At 58.4% G+C, this 17,285-nt stretch carries 15 protein-coding genes; 5 read left to right on the forward strand and 10 right to left on the reverse strand.

Annotated features, from left to right (window positions below):
• Positions 1 to 95: 95 nt before the first annotated feature.
• Positions 96 to 566 carry a peroxiredoxin gene (locus Q0X47_RS07555; protein ID WP_297724544.1) on the forward strand — a complete coding sequence of 157 codons (471 nt, stop codon included), beginning with the start codon at positions 96 to 98 and terminating at the stop codon, positions 564 to 566.
• Here Q0X47_RS07555 and Q0X47_RS07560 read toward each other — a convergent pair.
• Both Q0X47_RS07560 and topA read right to left on the reverse strand, forming a co-directional pair.
• Positions 563 to 1,993: an MFS transporter gene (locus tag Q0X47_RS07560; protein ID WP_297724547.1), complete on the reverse strand. Its 1,431-nt coding sequence runs from the start codon at positions 1,991 to 1,993 to the stop codon at positions 563 to 565. The two genes, Q0X47_RS07555 and Q0X47_RS07560, sit on opposite strands and share 4 nt — an antisense overlap.
• A 103-nt stretch (positions 1,994 to 2,096) precedes the next feature.
• Positions 2,097 to 4,826: a type I DNA topoisomerase gene (gene topA, locus Q0X47_RS07565; protein ID WP_297724550.1), complete on the reverse strand. Its 2,730-nt coding sequence runs from the start codon at positions 4,824 to 4,826 to the stop codon at positions 2,097 to 2,099.
• A gap of 417 nt (positions 4,827 to 5,243) precedes the next feature.
• Between topA and Q0X47_RS07570 the strand changes: the two genes are divergently transcribed.
• Together Q0X47_RS07570 and Q0X47_RS07575 are read left to right on the forward strand one after the other, a co-directional pair.
• A complete protein-coding gene (locus Q0X47_RS07570) occupies positions 5,244 to 7,001 on the forward strand; it encodes a CAP domain-containing protein (protein WP_297724553.1) in 1,758 nt (585 codons plus the stop codon).
• A gap of 120 nt (positions 7,002 to 7,121) precedes the next feature.
• Entirely contained in the window at positions 7,122 to 7,655 is a 534-nt protein-coding gene (locus Q0X47_RS07575) for a hypothetical protein (protein ID WP_297724556.1), read from the forward strand.
• An 86-nt stretch (positions 7,656 to 7,741) separates the two neighbouring features.
• Here Q0X47_RS07575 and Q0X47_RS07580 read toward each other — a convergent pair whose 3' ends face one another.
• From Q0X47_RS07580 to uppS, 5 genes are all read right to left on the reverse strand, one after another.
• Entirely contained in the window at positions 7,742 to 9,580 is a 1,839-nt protein-coding gene (locus Q0X47_RS07580; protein WP_297724558.1) for a phosphoenolpyruvate carboxykinase (GTP), read from the reverse strand.
• 254 nt (positions 9,581 to 9,834) lie between these two features.
• Positions 9,835 to 11,121 (reverse strand): adenylosuccinate synthase, encoded by a 1,287-nt coding sequence (locus Q0X47_RS07585; RefSeq protein ID WP_297724561.1) that lies wholly within the window; start codon positions 11,119 to 11,121, stop codon positions 9,835 to 9,837.
• Between the two features lie 114 nt (positions 11,122 to 11,235).
• On the reverse strand, positions 11,236 to 11,409 hold the full coding sequence (locus Q0X47_RS07590; protein ID WP_297724564.1) for a cutinase: 174 nt from the start codon (positions 11,407 to 11,409) through the stop codon (positions 11,236 to 11,238).
• 156 nt (positions 11,410 to 11,565) lie between these two features.
• Positions 11,566 to 12,978: a PhoH family protein gene (locus tag Q0X47_RS07595; RefSeq protein ID WP_297724567.1), complete on the reverse strand. Its 1,413-nt coding sequence runs from the start codon at positions 12,976 to 12,978 to the stop codon at positions 11,566 to 11,568.
• A 98-nt stretch (positions 12,979 to 13,076) separates the two neighbouring features.
• On the reverse strand, positions 13,077 to 13,853 hold the full coding sequence (uppS, locus tag Q0X47_RS07600; protein WP_297724570.1) for a polyprenyl diphosphate synthase: 777 nt from the start codon (positions 13,851 to 13,853) through the stop codon (positions 13,077 to 13,079).
• 108 nt (positions 13,854 to 13,961) lie between these two features.
• Between uppS and Q0X47_RS07605 the strand changes: the two genes are divergently transcribed.
• Entirely contained in the window at positions 13,962 to 14,654 is a 693-nt protein-coding gene (locus Q0X47_RS07605; protein ID WP_297724583.1) for a hemolysin III family protein, read from the forward strand.
• Positions 14,655 to 14,844: 190 nt separating this feature from the next.
• The gene (greA, locus tag Q0X47_RS07610) at positions 14,845 to 15,330 is read left to right on the forward strand and encodes a transcription elongation factor GreA (RefSeq protein ID WP_297724573.1); all 486 of its coding nucleotides are present in this window, start codon (positions 14,845 to 14,847) and stop codon (positions 15,328 to 15,330) included.
• Here the strand turns inward: greA and Q0X47_RS07615 are convergent.
• The 3 genes from Q0X47_RS07615 to xseA all read right to left on the reverse strand — a co-directional run.
• Positions 15,290 to 16,408 carry an acyltransferase family protein gene (locus Q0X47_RS07615; protein WP_297724575.1) on the reverse strand — a complete coding sequence of 373 codons (1,119 nt, stop codon included), beginning with the start codon at positions 16,406 to 16,408 and terminating at the stop codon, positions 15,290 to 15,292. The genes greA and Q0X47_RS07615 overlap by 41 nt on opposite strands.
• Positions 16,405 to 16,665: an exodeoxyribonuclease VII small subunit gene (locus Q0X47_RS07620; protein WP_297724577.1), complete on the reverse strand. Its 261-nt coding sequence runs from the start codon at positions 16,663 to 16,665 to the stop codon at positions 16,405 to 16,407. Before Q0X47_RS07620 ends, Q0X47_RS07615 begins: the two co-directional genes overlap by 4 nt.
• Positions 16,666 to 16,671: 6 nt before the next feature.
• Positions 16,672 to 17,285 (reverse strand): exodeoxyribonuclease VII large subunit (gene xseA / locus Q0X47_RS07625; RefSeq protein ID WP_297724580.1); only part of this gene is annotated, 614 nt, incomplete at its 5' end.

A 17,285-nucleotide genomic window follows, 5' to 3' on the forward strand; every position in this document is an offset into this window, starting at 1 on the left:
GTTTCACAAGCGGTTGGCCTCGGTTTCCGGTAACGTTACGGGACGCTGGAGGTCGCGGACGGGGTGAAATGCCTGGCGGGTCGTAGGATAAAGACATGGAACAGAAACTCAGCGTGGGCGAGGTCGCCCCGGACTTTACAATCGAAACTACCGAAGGAACCTTCCACCTGGCCGAGGCCCGTCAGGCCGCAAAAGCCGGGGTGGTCGTGTACTTTTACCCCCGCGCGATGACCCCAGGCTGCACCACGGAGGCTTGTGACTTCCGCGACTCCCTAAATTCCCTGAAATCCGCGGGATACACGGTTATCGGGATTAGCCCAGATAAAATGCCTGCCCTGGAAAAGTTCCGCGACAAACAGAACTTGAACTTTGCCTTGGGCTCCGACCCGGAGCATAAAGTCTTGTCGGACTACGGTGTGTGGCAGGTGAAACCCTTGACGAAAAAGCTCGGGGTAGTGCGCTCCACGTTCGTGGTCGGCCCCGACGGTACGCTGATTTCCGCCAGATACAACGTGCGCGCCACCGGGCATGTTGCCCGTCTGCGCAAAGAACTCGGACTGGACTAACGCAACCGGCCGTCAGGGTCGTGGGCTGGGTTTTCGCCGGTTTCGTCAAAAGGGCCGTCGTTGGGGTTTTCGCTAGGGCCGTCGTTGGGGTTTTCACGAGGGTCCTCGGTCGGCTCCGATTCGGGACCGCAATAGCCGGGGTCTACGGGATAGACGGTGTGCAGCGGGCTCGGCCCGCAGTCATAGTGGCGTTCCCGAGGACCCTCCATCAGCAGGAACGGCCACTGGCGCTGCCAGGAAAACCGCAGCTGCCAAGCAAACAGCGCCCAAATGAACACCGCGGTCGCCGCCCCCATACAGGCCAGCGCACCCAAACCGATGCTCCAGCGGGCTCCGAAAGTTTCTCCGACCCAGCCCACCAGCGGGGACCCGATCGGCGTGGCACCCAGGTTGAACACGAAGTAAATCGAGAGGACCCGCCCTCGTAAACTTTCGGGCGTAGACGTTTGAATCAGGGCGTTTGCCGCAGTCAACAGGGTAATCATAAAGAATCCAGCGGGTATGGACATGACCGCGAAAGCCCCATAGTTCGGGCACAGCGCCAGAAACGCCTCGGCCAATCCAAAAAAGAAAACCCCAGAAATGACCATCGCGAAACGCGGGTGAGTACGCCGCGCCGCCAGCAGCGCGCCCGACAGAGAGCCGATAGCCAGCATCGTCCCCAGCAAACCGTACTCGCCCGGCCCTCTGGCATACACATCGGTGGCCATGAAAGCCTGGGTCATCTGCAGGTTGAACCCAAAAGCGCCGGTCAGAGTAATCAGGAAGATGATGGCTTTCAGATCGGAGCGGGATTGCACGTAGGTAAAGCCCTCCCGAATCATGCCGCGGCGGCGCACCCCGCGCTTGACCGCAAAGAAATTTTCCCGGCGCATCAACGCCAAAGTCACCACCGGTATCACGAAAATCGCCGTGTTGATGACGAACACCCAGCCCGGCCCCAGCACCGCAATGAGCACCCCCGCCAGGGCGGGACCAATGAGGCGGGCAATGTTGAAAGCCATCGAGTTGAGCCCCACCGCGTTGGGCAGGCAGTCCGCCGGAACCAGCTCCGCGATGAAAGTTTGCCGCTGCGCAATCGCCAGGGCATCAAAAATGCCGGTCACGAACGCAATAAGGTAGATTTCAAACAGCTGAGCCGAGCCGGTCAGCAGCAACACTCCCAGAATCAGCCCCAGCAGGGCCACCCCGGATTGGGTTATCTGCAACATTCGGCGCCGATCCATCCAGTCCGCCAACGCCCCGCCAAAGAAACCGAAAATCAGCTGGGGCAGGAACTGCAGGGCGGTGGTCATCCCGACCGCAAACGCGTCGTTGTCGGTCAAAACGACCAGGACCACCCAAATCTGGGCGACACGCTGCATCCACATCGCGGTCGCCGCAAACAAATTCGAGACAAACCACAGCCGAAAATTCGCGAACCGCATTGAATAGAAAGTTTTACTGGCCAAGCGGCTCATCTTCTTTCGATTCCACAGTTTCCCCTAGGCGTGGTCTCGCTGTTGAGGGTCGAGACCAGCAGGTTTTCGCTTACTTTTTCTTGGTTTTTGCAGTCGTTTTCTTCGCCGTAGTTTTGCGAGCCGGCGCTTTGCGTTTCTTAGTGGGCCCTTTGGCGCGTTTTATGGCCAAGAGTTCAAACGCCGCACTTTCGGTCAACGTAGCGGGGTCGGTGCCGCGCGGCACGGTCGCGTTCGTGGTTCCGTCCGTCACATAAGGTCCGTACCGGCCGTTCTTAAGGGTGACTTTCTGTCCTGTTTCGGGATCCTCACCGAACTCCATCATCACGGTTTGTGACGTCGCCGCCCGTCCGCGAGTTTTCGGCGCCGCCAGCAACGCCAAAGCCTGTTCAGTCGTCAACGTGAACAGCTGTTCCTCACTTTCCAACGAGCGTGTGTCGGTGCCGCGCTTGATGTACGGCCCGTACCGCCCGTTAGATGCCACAATGTCCACACCCTCGCTGTCCTGACCGACCGTGCGCGGCAGGCTCAACAGCTGCAGGGCGTCCTCCAGGGTAATCGTGTCCGGGGACTGGGTTTTCAGCAGGGAGGCCGTCCGGTTCTTGGGTTTCTTTTTCGTAGTCTTCTTTGCTTTGGTTTCGCTCTTCGGTGTGGTTTCCGGTTCCGGAGCCAGTTCCTCCACGTAGGGCCCAAACCTGCCGTTCTTGACGACAATCTCGAGGCCGGTTTCGGGGTGAACCCCCACCACCCGGTCGCCTTGGGCACCTTTTTCCAACAGTTCCCGCGCCATTTCCAGGGTCAGCTCATCGGGAGCCACCGTGTCAGGCACCGCCGCGCGTTCCTCGCCGCGCTGCAGGTAGGGGCCATAACGTCCCACGCGCAGAGCGATTCCCTCGCCGAGCTCCACCGTGTTCAGGGCGGCGGCGTCAATATCTCCCAGTTCCGCTACCGCGCGCTGCAACCCTAATCCTTGCAGGTCAGAGCCTTTACCGTGACCGTACCAAAAGTCCTTCAACCACTGGGTTCGGTCGGCCTTTCCGGCCGCGATTTTATCCAAATCGGCTTCCATATCAGCCGTGAAGTCGTAATCAATGAGCCCGGGCAGGTTTTCTTCCAGCAGTTTCACGACGGAAAATGCCAGCCACGACGGCACCAGGGCCTGTCCGCGGCGATACACATACTGCCGATCCACAATGGTGGAAATGGTGGAGGCATAGGTCGAGGGTCGCCCGATCTCCCGTTCCTCCATCGCTTTGACCAGCGACGCGTCAGTGTAGCGGGCGGGCGGAGTCGTGAAATGCTGCCGCTCCTGCCCGGAATCCAAGTGGTCGAGACGCAGCCGGTCCGCGGCTTGCATCCGTGGCAGCCTCGCCTCACCGGTCTTGCCCCCACCGGGAGTGGCCGCGGGCTCGTCGCCCTCATCCCGACCCTCTTCGTAAGCGGCGAGAAAACCGGGATTTTCAATCACTGTCCCGGACGCCCCGAACTCGGCGTGAACCGAGCCGTCAGCGGGAACAGCCGCAATCTTTACCGACACGGTAGTGCCGGTGGCATCGTTCATCTGGCAAGCCAGGGTGCGCCGGAAGATGAGGTTGTACAGTTTCAATTCGCGCGCATTGAGTTTGCCCTCCAGGCTCGAGGGCAGTTGGAACTGTTCTCCCGCGGGGCGAATAGCTTCGTGAGCCTCCTGGGCCCCTTTCGTTTTCGTCTCATAGATGCGGGGTTTAGCCGGAACCGCGTCCTTGCCGAAACGGCTCACCGCCAGGGATCGGGCCGCAGAAATAGCCTGTTCAGATAGGTTGACCGAGTCGGTACGCATATAGGTGATGTAGCCGTTTTCGTACAGGGACTGCGCCACGCGCATCGTGTCTCGCGAGTTCAACCGCAGTTTCCGGGACGCCTCTTGCTGCAGAGAAGACGTCGTGAATGGGGCGGGAGGACGGCGCCGATATGGCTTGGACTCTACGTCAGCAACCGACCAGGTCGCACCCGTGCTGATGGCGTCCGCTAGCGTCCGCGCCGCGGCACCATCCAGCGCAAACACCCCGGCCTTTTGCGCCGCGGCCTTGAGCTTTCCGTGCTCGTCAAAGTCTTTGCCGGTCGCGATACGTTTGCCGTCCACTTCCCGCAGGGTGGCGGAAAACTCGGTGCCACCCGCCTCGGGAGTCAGCCACGCCACCAAATCCCAGTATTCAGCAGCCGTAAAACTCATCCTGTCGCGTTCCCGGTCGACAACCATGCGGGTCGCCACCGACTGCACTCGTCCGGCCGACAAGCCGGTACGAATCTTGCGCCACAGCAGGGGGGAGACTTCGTAGCCGACCAAGCGGTCGAGAATACGGCGGGTCTCTTGGGCGTTGACCAAGTCAGTGTCCAGCTCGCGCGGATGGCTCAGGGCGTAGTCGATAGCGTCTTTGGTAATCTCGTGAAACACCATGCGTTTCACGGGGACTTTCGGTTTCAGCACCTCCATCAGGTGCCAGGCAATAGCCTCCCCCTCGCGGTCCTCATCAGTGGCCAGCAGGAGTTCGTCGGCCTCTTTCAGCCGGGCTTTCAACTCGCTGACTTTCTTTTTCTTATCCCCGTCAACCACGTAATACGGCTCGAAGTCGTGATCCAGGTCAACCGCGAACTTCGCGTAGCCAGTCTTTTTCAACGTGGCGGGAAGGTCAGACGGCTGAGCGAGGTCACGAATGTGACCCACCGATGCCTCCACGTCAAAGTCGTCACCGAGAAACCTCCCAATGGTTCGAGCTTTCGCCGGAGACTCGACAATCACGAGTTTTTGGTTTTCTTCAGCCACTAAGTCTTACTCCTTTTAAATGCGCAAAAATGAGTTTACTGTCTGAAAGATACCTCGAATTCCCCGATTGGGTAAAATTCTGAGGTTTTCAAGCGGTCTTTGTAACTCTCGGCATTGTCAGGTCTAACCGCCCCGCCCACCTGTGATTTAGGTCACACCCGCGTCCTCGCCGTCGCGCCCACCCGACCTTTGGCACTGTCGGCCACTGGGAAAACCCAAGGTAGGCCGGACGCAAAGAGAAAAACCGCCGCGACAACCGGCTGCTGAGCCCGCCTGGAAAAAGTCGGGATATAAAATTCTTATTCATGACTTGCGCCGGTCGATACGATTAAAAGGGATAAGTGTGCCCAAATCACCTGGTCTTTTAGCATTGAGGGCTGGGCGTTGCCGTTTTTCGCGAGGGGAGGGGACTGCAAGATGCGCCGTGCGTTAGACACGAAACTGACACCATTTCTGGGATTCATCTCGATAGTCTGCATCCTCGCGGCGTGCCTGTTCGAAGCTCCTCCTCTGCAGGGCGGCGGGAAATCTGGCGCGGCAAAAGTTCCCAACCGCGTCCATTCGGCCGAACTGCACCAGCCGGCGGCGCCGGACGACAACATCATCGACACGACTTCAAAATCCGAAGTTCGCCGCGCCTACCTGGCCCATTACGAAAAAAATATGACTCGCCCCGCCATGAGTGTCGGGGTGGACTTGGAAAACTGCCTCCCCGGTCAGGCCGTAACGGACGGGATTCGCCCCATCATGGAAGCCTGGAATTTTATGCGCGGTCTCAACGGTTTGAACGCGGTAACACTGGACACCTCCGGGGCTATCGCTCCCTACACTCAAGCCGCCGCGATGGTCAGCGCCCGCAATGGCAAACTGTCGCACTATCCGGCGGTCGAGGGTTTTGCCTGCGCCACCGATGACGCGGTGCGCGGGGCCAGGCATTCCAACCTGGCACAATCCATCTCGCAAACTTCGGCGGAAACCGCCCTGTGGTATTACATGGATTATTCCAACCAGTCCAACCCCACCAATGACCAGCTCGGACACCGCCTGTTTATGATGGATCCGCAGCTGTCCCTGACCTCTATCGGGGCCGCGGCGGGCTATACCGCCATCTCGGTCCGTACCGGCGAATCCTATCCGGGACTGCCCGCCGAAGCCATGCATAATCCCCAAGCCCCCTCCCCGGAATGGATGAGCTGGCCGTCGGCCGGGTTCTTTCCCAAACAGCTGCTGACCTCGGTTGGGGAAACCAACTCAGGAATGGACCTGGAACGTTGGAGTTTCTCGGTGCTGAACGCGGACCTTTCCTCCGCGAAAGCCAGCATTATCGACCCGACCGGGCACTCGGTTCCGCTCACCACCATTCACCCCGGCGAAAAGGGGGTCACGTACACGCCTCGTGCCATCGCGGACTATTCCACCCTGCTGATGAAGTTCCCCACGATTGAACGAAAGCCTGTCGGCCAGGAAAACCTGGTGTACAAAGTCAAGATTGACGGGGTGAAAAACGCGCCGAAGAGCACCTACGAATATCAGGTGGCGCTGTTCGACCCGCTGACCCCACTGGAGAAAACCGCGCCGCAGATTCAGCTGATGGAACAACCCCTCACCGGGGTGGGATACAAGCTGGTCAACCCCATCCGAATGCAAGTCTCGGCTTGGCCGGTGCCGAAATATCAGTGGCAAGAACGCGACCATGCCGGAGCCTGGAGGGATATCCCCGATGCGACCCAGGAAACTTTTACTCCCGATGGTATCTGGACTTGGGACCGTTCCAAGAACACCGAATATCGCCTGATGGCGACCTCTTCGGAAGGAACCGCCACTTCTGAACCGGTACGGGTAGCGGTGCAAGGTCTAAAGAATATGCCGGCCAGCGCAAAAGCCCCGGTGGGGTCGCGCGTCTCGTTTGAGGCGTCACCCATCATGGATCCTGACGGCTCCCTGTTCGACACGACCTATGAATGGCAGGTGAAACGGGCCGGAATCTGGCAGCGAATCTTCGACGACGGGCATTTTGAAGACACCACCACGAACCGCCTGTCCATCAGTAGAGTTACACCCGCTGACCAGGGTCTTGCGTTCCGTTTGGTGGTTCGCTCCAAGATTTTCAAACTGTCCGGCTATGACGTGGTGGTTTCCTGGTCGGACGGCAACGCCAAACTCACGGCTTACTAATTCTTACTTAACATTTCTTTGCTAAGTCTTGACGATTGTATCCTCACTAAATTACGATTTTTTTATTGCTCCGATGAGGGACAATGGCAGAATATTTCGACTTTGGAAAGGATAAACGCGATGAACAAACAATACCGGACACTTCACCGCAGCTGTGCGGGCACCGTGCTGGCTTTGGCTATGCTGGGCGTTGCGGCTTGTTCACCGGCAACTGAAAATGCTGCCACTGATACGCCTGAGAGTAGTCCTGAAAGCACAGGACATATCTTGCCGGCGGCGCAAGTGAAAGCTATTACCGACGCGGTAAATGCTGATGTCGAGGAAGGGTCAGTAAGGACTACATCTGGCCCGCAACCGAGCTATCAACTTGACGCCAAGAAACAAAAGACCATTATGAATATCAGAGATGAAGATAAGTCCAAGTGGGAGAAAGGAATCTACCGGTTCCAAGTTTTTTGCATCGGGCAAGGCACTCTGAACGCATCGTTTACGGTTGGTGACCAAACGGCATCTATTTCGGATATGGTTTGCTCCGATGGCGTGACTACAGAAAATGTCGCACTCTCGATTGACGAAGCCAACAATAGCGTGGTGAGCATTGAACCGTCAGACGACGCGAAAAGCGAAATCGCTTATCGTATTGATAAGTTATAACCATAAATAATTTTATAAAGGCGGGCAGTCACCGAATGGTGACTGCCCGCCAAAATATTAATGGGTCAGTGCCCCATGAGGACTAACTACTTAGCGGCCTTGAGACGCTCACGCAAGCCTTCCAGCTCTGCCTTAATCTGAGCCGGGAGCTTGTCGCCGAACTGGGCGAAGTACTTTTCGGTATCTTCGGTCTCGGCCAACCAAGCCTCGGGGTTGATTTCGAACAGGGCATCCCAAGCGGCCTTGTCGATGTCCAAGCCCTCCAGGTTGAAGTCCTCGAACTTCGGGTACTTGCCGGTCGGGCCGTCAATAGCGTCAACCTGGCCGGACACGCGCTTGACCACCCAGTCCAGCACGCGGGAGTTGTCGCCGTAGCCGGGCCACATGAACTTGCCATCAGGCGTCTTGCGGAACCAGTTGACGTGGTAGACGCGCGGGAACTTGTCGCCCAACTTCTCTTGCATCTCTAGCCAGTGACCCCAGTAGTCCGCCATGTTGTAGCCGCAGAACGGCAGCATCGCGAACGGGTCGTGACGCAGCGAGCCAACCGCGCCTTCTGCGGCAGCGGTCTGTTCGGAGGACACGTTCGCACCGATGAACACGCCGTGAGCCGGGTTCTTTTGCTCGGTCACCAGCGGCACGTTCGAGGCGCGGCGGCCGCCGAACAATACGGCGTCAATCGGCACGCCCTCGGGAGCCTCCCAGTCGGGGCAGATAATCGGGCACTGCGCGGCCGGAGCGGTGAAGCGGCTGTTCGGGTGAGCCGCCTTTTCGCCGGATTCCGGCGTCCAGTCCTTGCCGTGCCAGTCAATGAGGTGGCTCGGGGTCGGGCCGTCAATGCCCTCCCACCACACATCTCCGTCATCGGTCAGAGCGACGTTGGTAAAGATGGTGTTTTCCTTCATGGACTCCATGGCCATCGGGTTGGTGTCATAAGACGTGCCGGGCGCCACACCAAAGAAGCCCGCCTCCGGGTTGATGGCGCGCAAGGTGCCGTCCGGACCGGGACGCATCCAGGCGATATCGTCGCCGATGGTCTCGACCTTGTAGCCCTCGATGGTGGGCTGGAGCATGGCGAGGTTCGTCTTGCCGCAAGCCGACGGGAAAGCTGCCGTCACGTGGTAGCGCTTGCCGGTCTTTTCGTCCGTCAGACGCAGAATCAGCATGTGCTCGGCCATCCAGCCGTCGCGGCGCGCCATGGTGGAGGCGATACGCAGCGCGAAGCACTTCTTGCCCAGCAGGGCGTTGCCGCCGTAACCCGAGCCGTAGGACCAAATCTCGTTGGTCTCGGGGAAGTGGGTGATGTACTTGGTTTCATTGCACGGCCAGTTCGTGTCTTTCTGGCCCGGCTCGAGGGGAGCGCCCACGGAGTGCACCGCCGGCACCCACGGCTTGCCCGAGTTAATCAGGTCCATCGCCTTGGCACCCATGCGCGTCATGATGCGCATGTTCAACACCACGTAAGCGGAGTCGGTCAGCTCGATGCCCAACTGGGAAATCGGGCCGCCCAACGGACCCATCGAGAACGGCACCACGTACATGGTGCGGCCTTTCATCGCGCCCTGGAACACGCCATTTTCCCCAATCAGGGTCTCTTTCATTTCCTTGGGGTCAGCCCAGTGGTTGGTGGGGCCAGCGTCCTCTTCCTTTTCGCAGCAGATGAAGGTGCGGGATTCCACACGCGCCACATCAGAGGGCAGCGAGCGCGCCAAGAACGAGTTCGGGCGCTTCTCAGGGTTCAAACGGGTAAAGATTCCGGCATCAACCAGCAGTTGCGACAAGCGGTCCCATTCCTCTTGGGAACCGTCACAGAACTCAATAGATTCCGGAGTCGTCATTGCCGCGACCTTAGCAACCCACTTAACTACCTCTTCAGGAGCATTTGCGGGAGCTGCAGCGCGGACATCGGTTTCAGTAACAGCCATAAAAGGGCCTCCTACATAGAATGTTTCTCTTACACGGCAATTATCGCGCATTTTCGAACATTGTGCAGGGAGTTAAGTCCTACCCCGAGGTGAATTTTTGCAACTTTTTCACGTTCAAAAGGCCGGTGCGCCCGTTGCCCTGTGCTCTGCAGATTCCCAATGGCGAACCGTCGCCCCCGGAAACGTCAGGCCGAAAACACCGCTCACCAGCGCGCTTGTGCAGGAAAAAGCGGAAAAGGGAAACCGAAATGAACTCAGATGAGGGTGTAACGCACGATGGCGTCTTCACGCGAAGCCCCCGTACCGATGACGGAGATGCGGCAACCCACCTTGTCCTCCAGGTAAGCAACATAGTTCTGGGCCGCCTTGGGGAGTTTCCGGAAGTCGGTGATGCCGGAGATGTCCTCACCCTTCCAGCCGGGGACTTCTTCGTAAATCGGGCGGGAAGCAGCGAAGTCGACCGAATAGTCGGGCATCTGGTCGGTGCGTCCGCGCGGGGTCTCGTATCCCACGCAGACCGGGATTTTTTCAAACTCGGACATGACGTCCAGTTTCGTCATCACAAGGTCGGTCAGGCCGTTGACGCGCACGGCGTAACGCACCACCACCGCGTCAAACCAGCCGGTCCGACGCGGACGCCCCGTCGTCGCCCCGTATTCTGAACCGAGTTCCCGCAACTGTTCACCAGTTGCATCGGTCAGTTCGGTCGGGAAAGGCCCTTCACCCACGCGGGTCGTGTAGGCTTTCATAACCCCGACCACCCGGTCGATGCGGGTCGGGCCGATACCGGTCCCGGTGCAGGCTCCGCCCGCGGTGCAGTTCGACGAAGTGACGTAGGGGTAGGTGCCGTGGTCGATGTCGAGCATGGTCGCCTGACCGCCCTCGAACAGCACCACCCGCTTTTCGTCCAGCGCGTTGTTCAACACCAGGGACGTGTTCGCCACCATCGGGCGCAGCCGCTCCGAGTAGGACAGCAGCTCCTGGGTAACTTCAACGGGGTCAATCGGTTCGGCATGGGACCAGCCCTGGGAGAGACTCTTCACCAGGTCGGACATGACGGTGACTTTTTCGCCCAAAATTTCGGGGTCGAACAGGTCTTGGACTTGGATTCCAATCCGGTACATTTTTTCGGCGTAGGTCGGGCCAATCCCGCGGCCGGTGGTGCCAATCTTGCGGTGGCCACGGTACTGTTCAGAAGAACGGTCTATGGCGATGGCGAAAGGCGTGATGACGTGGGCGCGGCTAGAGATGAGCAGTCGTTCGCAAGGCACGCCCCGTTTTTCCAAGTCGTCGATTTCCTGGAACAAAACTTTCGGGTCAATGACGGTGCCGTTGCCAATAACCGGGGTCACACGCGGGGACAGGATACCGGTAGGCAGCAGGTGCAGAGCGAACTTTTCACCATTGACCACCACGGTGTGACCAGCATTGTTGCCGCCGTTGTATTTGACGGAAAAATCCACGTCTTTGGCCAGCTGATCAGTTGCTTTTCCTTTACCTTCGTCGCCCCACTGGGCTCCCAAAACTACTATCGCAGGCATTGTTCTATCGTTGTCCTCTATAAATCGGGATTGCGCGGCACGCGCAGGTTCAGTCTAGCAAATCATCACAGCTTTTGACCCCTCAGCTCATAGCTCAGGGATAGCGGCGGCAAATCAGGGACGTGTAGACGCCTCCAGTTCAGCCCATTCCGAGGGAGTCAGCCGGAACACGCCCTTTTCCTCCGCCAAACGTTTGGACGCGAGCGCGGCAGCGATGGCTGAACGCATCAGCAACGATTGCGCCTCCGGAGGAAACGGGAGATCTTGCGGGTTTTCGTCATCACGCACGGGTATCAAACTAGCATTCAGGGGCCGATTTCTGCGGTATCAACACCCGAAACGGCCAAAAATCAACCAGATTTGTCCCCTTTGGCGTGACTAACTCTGCCTGGGTCAGCGCCGCCCAAGAGCGCAGCTCGTGAGGGGCGACTTTAGCGCGGCGACTCAGTAATCGAGCAGGCTCGTGACCAAATCCGCGATGGCGCTGCGTTCCGAACGAATCAGGGTCGTGTGGGCGAACAGGGACGAGCCTTTCAAATCCTCGATAACTGCGGCGATACCGTCATAGCGTCCGACCCGCAGGTTGTCGCGCTGTGAAACGTCGTGAGTCAACACAATTTTGGCGTTCTGACCCATCCGCGACAGCACCGTCAGCAACACGTTGCGCTCCAAGGACTGCGCTTCATCAACAATCACGAACGCATCATGCAAGGAACGGCCGCGAATGTGGGTCAGCGGCAGCACCTCCAGTAGGCCGCGCGCCACCACCTCGTCAACGACTTCAGGAGCCACAATCGAAGATAAAGTGTCGAACACGGCTTGCGCCCACGGATCCATTTTTTCTTCACCGCTGCCCGGCAAGTAGCCCAAGCTCTGCCCCCCGACCGCGTAAATGGGACGGAACACGACAATCTTGCGGTGCTCGTGACGTTCCACCACCGCATCCAACCCGGCAGCCAAAGCCAAGGCAGACTTGCCGGTGCCAGCCCGCCCACCCAGGGACACAATGCCGATTTCCGGGTTGACCAGGTGATCCATCGCGATACGCTGCTCGGCGGAACGCCCCTTCACGCCGAACAGTTCCCGATCCGTGCGCACCAGATGTACCTGATTGTCGCCCCAGATGGTAGCCAGGGCGGAGCCTCGCGGGGAACTCAAAATAATTCCGGTATGGATGGGTTGGTCCTCCAGCGAGGGGATTTCGGGTTCTTCAAAGTCGACGCTGTTGTCTTCCTCGTTCAGCAGGTTTGTCGGGTCGCTGCTATAAGTCGCGACATCGTTTTCTTCATCCCCCGGGTCGTTCGTCAGCACAATCGTGTCGAACTCCACCGCGCCGTCCTGATAGAGCCGAGACATGTCCTGTTCGCTCATCTCGCCGCGAATGACCCCGCGATAGGTGTCCGCACTCGACAGCGGGTTACGGTACACATCAGCATCCAAGCCGATAGAGGACGCTTTGACCCGCATCGGCAGGTCTTTGGACACGACCGTCACGTCCGCCCCGGTTTTCGCCAGATTCGCGGCAACCGCCAGAATCTTCGTGTCATTGTCACCCAAGCGCATCCCGGAGGGGAGCACCGAGTCGTCGATAGAGTTCAGCTCCACCCGCACGGTCCCCCCTTGTGAACCGACTGGAACCGGCTGATCGAGCCGACCGTTGGCAATCCGCAAATCGTCGAGCAGGTGCAGCGCTTTGCGGGCGAAATATCCCAGCTCCGGATCGTGACGCTTTTTCTCTAGCTCGGTGATTACCACCACCGGCAAAACCACCTGGTGTTCGGCAAACTTCAGCAAGGCCTTCGGATCGGACAACAACACGGACGTATCAAGCACATAGGTGCGCGCGGGGGTAGCCATGTTTTGACCCTATCAATAGCACGAGGTTCGAGCGTGCTAAAGCGCCGCCTTTACGAGGTTCTTACATTTGTAATTTGTCGGGATGGGAGCGGTGCGACTCACTTTCCCAAGCGGCGTTCCCGATTTCCGTAGTCACGCAGGGCACGCAGGAAGTCGACCTTGCGGAAGCTCGGCCAATACGTTTCACAAAAATAGAACTCCGAATTCGCGCTTTGCCACAGCAAAAATCCGCTGAGACGCTGCTCCCCCGAAGTGCGAATCACCAGGTCAGGGTCTGGCTGACCCTTGGTGTACAGGTGCGCTTCGATGTCCTCCAAACGGATTTGGTCAGTCAAATCCGCCAGGGTTTCGCCTTTTTGAGCTGCTTCGTTGAGGTATTCCCGCACGGCGTTGACGATTTCCTGACGTCCTCCATAGGCGACCGCGATATTCACCACCAGCGCGTTTTCCGGCCCGGTTCCGTCCGCCGCGTGCAGGATTGCGGCCAGCCCCGGGTCCAGCAGGGACGTGTCGCCCAACACCCGCAAATGGTAACGTCCCGAGGCTTGCAAACCTCGCACGGTATGGCCGATGACGTCTTGCAGGGGCTTGAGCTCCGCGGCTTTCCGACCCAGGTTGTCAATCGAAAGCATCCACAAGGTGACGACTTTAACGGGCCATTCCTCACACCACTGCAAAACTTCGGTAATTTTCAGGGCTCCGCGCTGATGTCCGCGGGTTGCCGGGGCGCCTTCCGCCTTTGCCCAGCGCCGGTTTCCGTCCAAGATAATGCCGATATGCTGAGGCACCTTTGCGGGGTTAATTTCACGAGCCAAACGTCTGGCGTAAATTCGGTAAAGAATTCCAGGCTTTGACTTTTTTACGGAGCTACTCACATAATCAGTTTAAAACATTAAAACACTTAACTTGCCTGTCTTGACTGGCGCGGGTGGGGCAAGCCGAGCGGGGGGAATGTTATGGGTGTGAAATCTGGCAGGACGCTGATGCCGCGTCTGGTTAATCCGCGAACCGGACGCCCCTACACTTTTCAACGTTGGGATTGGAAAGCGATGCGCCGCAAGCCTGCCCTGCGGGGGTGGATTCACACGGTGGCCACGCCGCTGTCGATGGCGGCTTCTATCGTGTTGCTGGTGTTGGCGCCGAGTTCCCTGAAGTTTGCCTGTGTTGTCTATATGCTGGCTTCCCTAGTGTTGTTTGCGATGAGCGCGGTGTATCACATGGGTTCGTGGCCGAAATCGGTGGACGCGATATTGCGCCGTTTCGATCACGCCAATATTTTCTTACTCATTGCCGGCACCTACACGCCTATTTCGTTCGGTCTGCTGGGAGAGCGCGATAGAACGATTTTGCTTTCAGTAGTCTGGGTGGGGGCGATTTTGGGGATTGCTACCTCGTTGATTTGGCCGCACGCCCCCCGCTGGATAACCACAATTCTTTACGTGGTTTTAGGTTGGGTTGCCTTGATGTATTTCCCCGAGCTCTACGCCGCTTCCCTCCCTGCATTCTGGATGCTGGTCGCAGGCGGTTTGGCCTACACGGTCGGGGCGGTCATCTATGCCACGAAGTGGCCGAATCCTGACCCTACGATTTTCGGTTTTCACGAGTTTTTCCACGCTTGGACTGTCGCGGCCTGGGCGTGTCACTGCGTCGCGGCCTATTTCGCCATTCTTGGTTAGGGCTCACAAGGCCGGTGGTTCGGGTTTCCTCGCGGCAGCGGACTTTTGCCGGGCTGTTTTTCTAGCGTTTTACTTGATTTTAATATCTGGTAAAGTATTGAACGCTTGCGTTGCGGCTGATTTTTTGAAACAAGCTTGCTTTCTGTGCCTGACGCAGGCGCTAATCTTTTAATCTTTCAAGGAGACGATTATGGCTGACGAAGCGAAAAAAAACTGGATGACCCAGGCGTCTTTTGACCGTCTACAAGCGGAGCTCGACGAACGCACGGGCCCAATCCGCTCGGAAATCACCAAGAAGATTGACGCGGCCCGCCGCGAAGGCGACCTGAAAGAAAACGGCGGCTATCACGCGGCTCGTGACGAACAATCCCAAAACGAAACCCGCATCTTGGAGCTGCAAGAAATCCTGAAGTACGCCGAGGTCGGCGAGGCGGCCGCCGATGGCACGATTGGACCGGGCAGCGTGGTAGAAGCAAAAGTCGGACCGAAAAAGATGAAGTTCCTCTTGGGTTCGCGTGACGCCGCCAAAGGGATGGACATTCAGGTGTTTTCCCCCGAAGCCCCCCTTGGGGTAGCGCTGGCTGGTCACCGGACTGGCGACACCGTGGAATACGTAGCGCCGACCGGCAAGAAGATCAAGGTTCAGGTGCTGGACGCTCACCCCTACCAGGGCTGAGCTTTCCCTCACGTTTGGTGCAATATTCCGCCCAGGTTTTCGACCAGGCGCTGAGCTGGGAATCAATCGGAGCGGTGAGGCGCGCCATCAGCCACGCCAAGCCAACCGTCGCCGCGAAGCAAGTTAGGGCGTAAACATAGGGAGCGGCATCGGCCATGCCGAGTTCCCGCAGTGCCAGCATCGGCAGACGCTGCAGCACGTAAACCCAGAAAAGGTGTTTGCCAAACCAGTGCAGCACGGGATTATTCAGATGTAAGAACAACGTGATTTGCACGATTATCAGGCAAAACAGCATGGCTTCGACTTCGAACACCAGGAAGCTCAGGTGGTCGAGCTTAGTGGTGAGGACAAAAAGTGCCACCGTGACGAGTAGCGCGGAGACGTAGCCCACGGTGCGACGGTAGACGCGCTCGAAGTGGTCGCGGGCCAGGCAGTAGCACATGCCCAGCAGATAGCAGCACAACGTGTTGTAGGTGTAGGTGGCGTTACCTTTGAAGTGCCACATGAAAACGGTGAAGCCTCCCACCAGTACACAGTTCAGGATGAAAGCCAACCACGGGCGGCAGCCGAGGATTACGAACGCCAGCCAAGTCAGGGCATAGAGCACCAGAATCGCGAAAATGTACCAGCTGGAAGAGCCGATGGATTTCCAACCGAGGAACGCCCAGGCGGTCTGAGCCGGGGTGAACGGGCGCGAAAGCGACAGGTTCATGATGATGAACAAGACCTGGGCGATAGCGAAGTTCACCCAGGTCACGCCCACGCGTTTGAGCGGCATGGTGTGAACATAGCCGGGCTTGTGCGCTAGGGAATATGCCACTCCGTAACCGGAATAAAACAGGAACAAAGCCACCATCAGCTGACCGAGCCCCGTGGCGATGTGGTGCATCACCCCGTCCCACGCCGGGTTATAGGGCATGTAGGAACGGATGTGGGCATAAAAGACAATCAGGATAAAGATGCCGTTGATGCGGGTGGTGTGGTCGTGATCCAGGTATCCCTCGAAATTGTCACCGCGCGGATGAATCCTGGCGCCCCACAGCACCAGAATGACAATGAACAGCAGAAACAGGTTCATTGTGCTTGACGTTCGGCGAGCCGAGCATGAGCGGAGTCGAGGATAGTCTGGCAGCGTGAGGCCAAGGCTTCTCCGCGATCCCACAGTTTCAGGGTGTCCTCCAGGGGAGCTTCAGCGTTTTCCAGGGCCTGCACGGTTTCGATGAGTTCGGCGCGAGCCGCCTCGTAGCTCATCTCGGTGACATCCTGGTTGCCTGCCGCGCCTGTTCCTGTCGCGTCAGTCGGTGTCGAGGTTTGTTGAGGATTTTTTTCGCTCATGATTCTTTACCTTTCATCGGTGTTTGGATTCGTGCCAAAAACGGTGGCGACCAGGGAGCCGCGCGCCAAGACGGCCTCGAGGAGGTCGCCCTTCTGAACTTCACCCGCGTCGGTCACTACGGTTTGGTCGGGTTTGCGCAGCACTGCATACCCGCGTTCCAAAGTGGCCTGGGGCGAGATGGCTCGCAAAGTTGCCCGCGCTGCCGCTAGGTCACGTGCCTGATTAGCGAGGACGGCCGCGACCCGCGACCGCAGGATTTCCAAGCCGTGATTGATGTCCCGGCGCCGTTCGTCTAAAGCCGCTAGTGGATTTTGCATGACCGGCCGGGAGCGAATCGCGTCAAGTTCACGCAGGCCCAGTTCTATACGGTTGGAAATGAGCGCCGTCATCCGGGAGCGTGCCCCGGACACCCCCTCAATTTCTGCGGCCAAATCCGGGACAATCCGCTTGCCCGCATCGGTAGGGGTGGAGGCGCGAAAGTCCGCTACAAAATCCAGCAACGGGGTGTCTTCTTCATGGCCAACGGCGGAAACGATGGGGGTGCGCGCCGCAAAAGCTGCTCTCACCACGCTCTCATCGGAGAATCCCAGCAGGTCCTCCAGGGCCCCGCCCCCGCGCG

The organism is uncultured Mobiluncus sp. (assembly GCF_947254095.1).
Taxonomy (GTDB): Bacteria; Actinomycetota; Actinomycetes; order Actinomycetales; family Actinomycetaceae; genus Mobiluncus.

Bases quoted from the DNA above. Each gene is read 5' to 3' on its own strand.
- greA (WP_297724573.1), top strand. From the start codon at position 14,845: ATGGCTGACGAAGCGAAAAAAAACTGGATGACCCAGGCGTCTTTTGAC.
- Q0X47_RS07575 (WP_297724556.1), top strand. From the start codon at position 7,122: ATGAACAAACAATACCGGACACTTCACCGCAGCTGTGCGGGCACCGTG.
- Q0X47_RS07585 (WP_297724561.1), bottom strand. From the start codon at position 11,121: ATGCCTGCGATAGTAGTTTTGGGAGCCCAGTGGGGCGACGAAGGTAAA.
- Q0X47_RS07580 (WP_297724558.1), bottom strand. From the start codon at position 9,580: ATGGCTGTTACTGAAACCGATGTCCGCGCTGCAGCTCCCGCAAATGCT.
- Q0X47_RS07620 (WP_297724577.1), bottom strand. From the start codon at position 16,665: ATGAGCGAAAAAAATCCTCAACAAACCTCGACACCGACTGACGCGACA.
- Q0X47_RS07615 (WP_297724575.1), bottom strand. From the start codon at position 16,408: ATGAACCTGTTTCTGCTGTTCATTGTCATTCTGGTGCTGTGGGGCGCC.
- Q0X47_RS07605 (WP_297724583.1), top strand. From the start codon at position 13,962: ATGCCGCGTCTGGTTAATCCGCGAACCGGACGCCCCTACACTTTTCAA.
- Q0X47_RS07560 (WP_297724547.1), bottom strand. From the start codon at position 1,993: ATGCGGTTCGCGAATTTTCGGCTGTGGTTTGTCTCGAATTTGTTTGCG.
- Q0X47_RS07595 (WP_297724567.1), bottom strand. From the start codon at position 12,978: ATGGCTACCCCCGCGCGCACCTATGTGCTTGATACGTCCGTGTTGTTG.
- Q0X47_RS07570 (WP_297724553.1), top strand. From the start codon at position 5,244: ATGCGCCGTGCGTTAGACACGAAACTGACACCATTTCTGGGATTCATC.
- Q0X47_RS07555 (WP_297724544.1), top strand. From the start codon at position 96: ATGGAACAGAAACTCAGCGTGGGCGAGGTCGCCCCGGACTTTACAATC.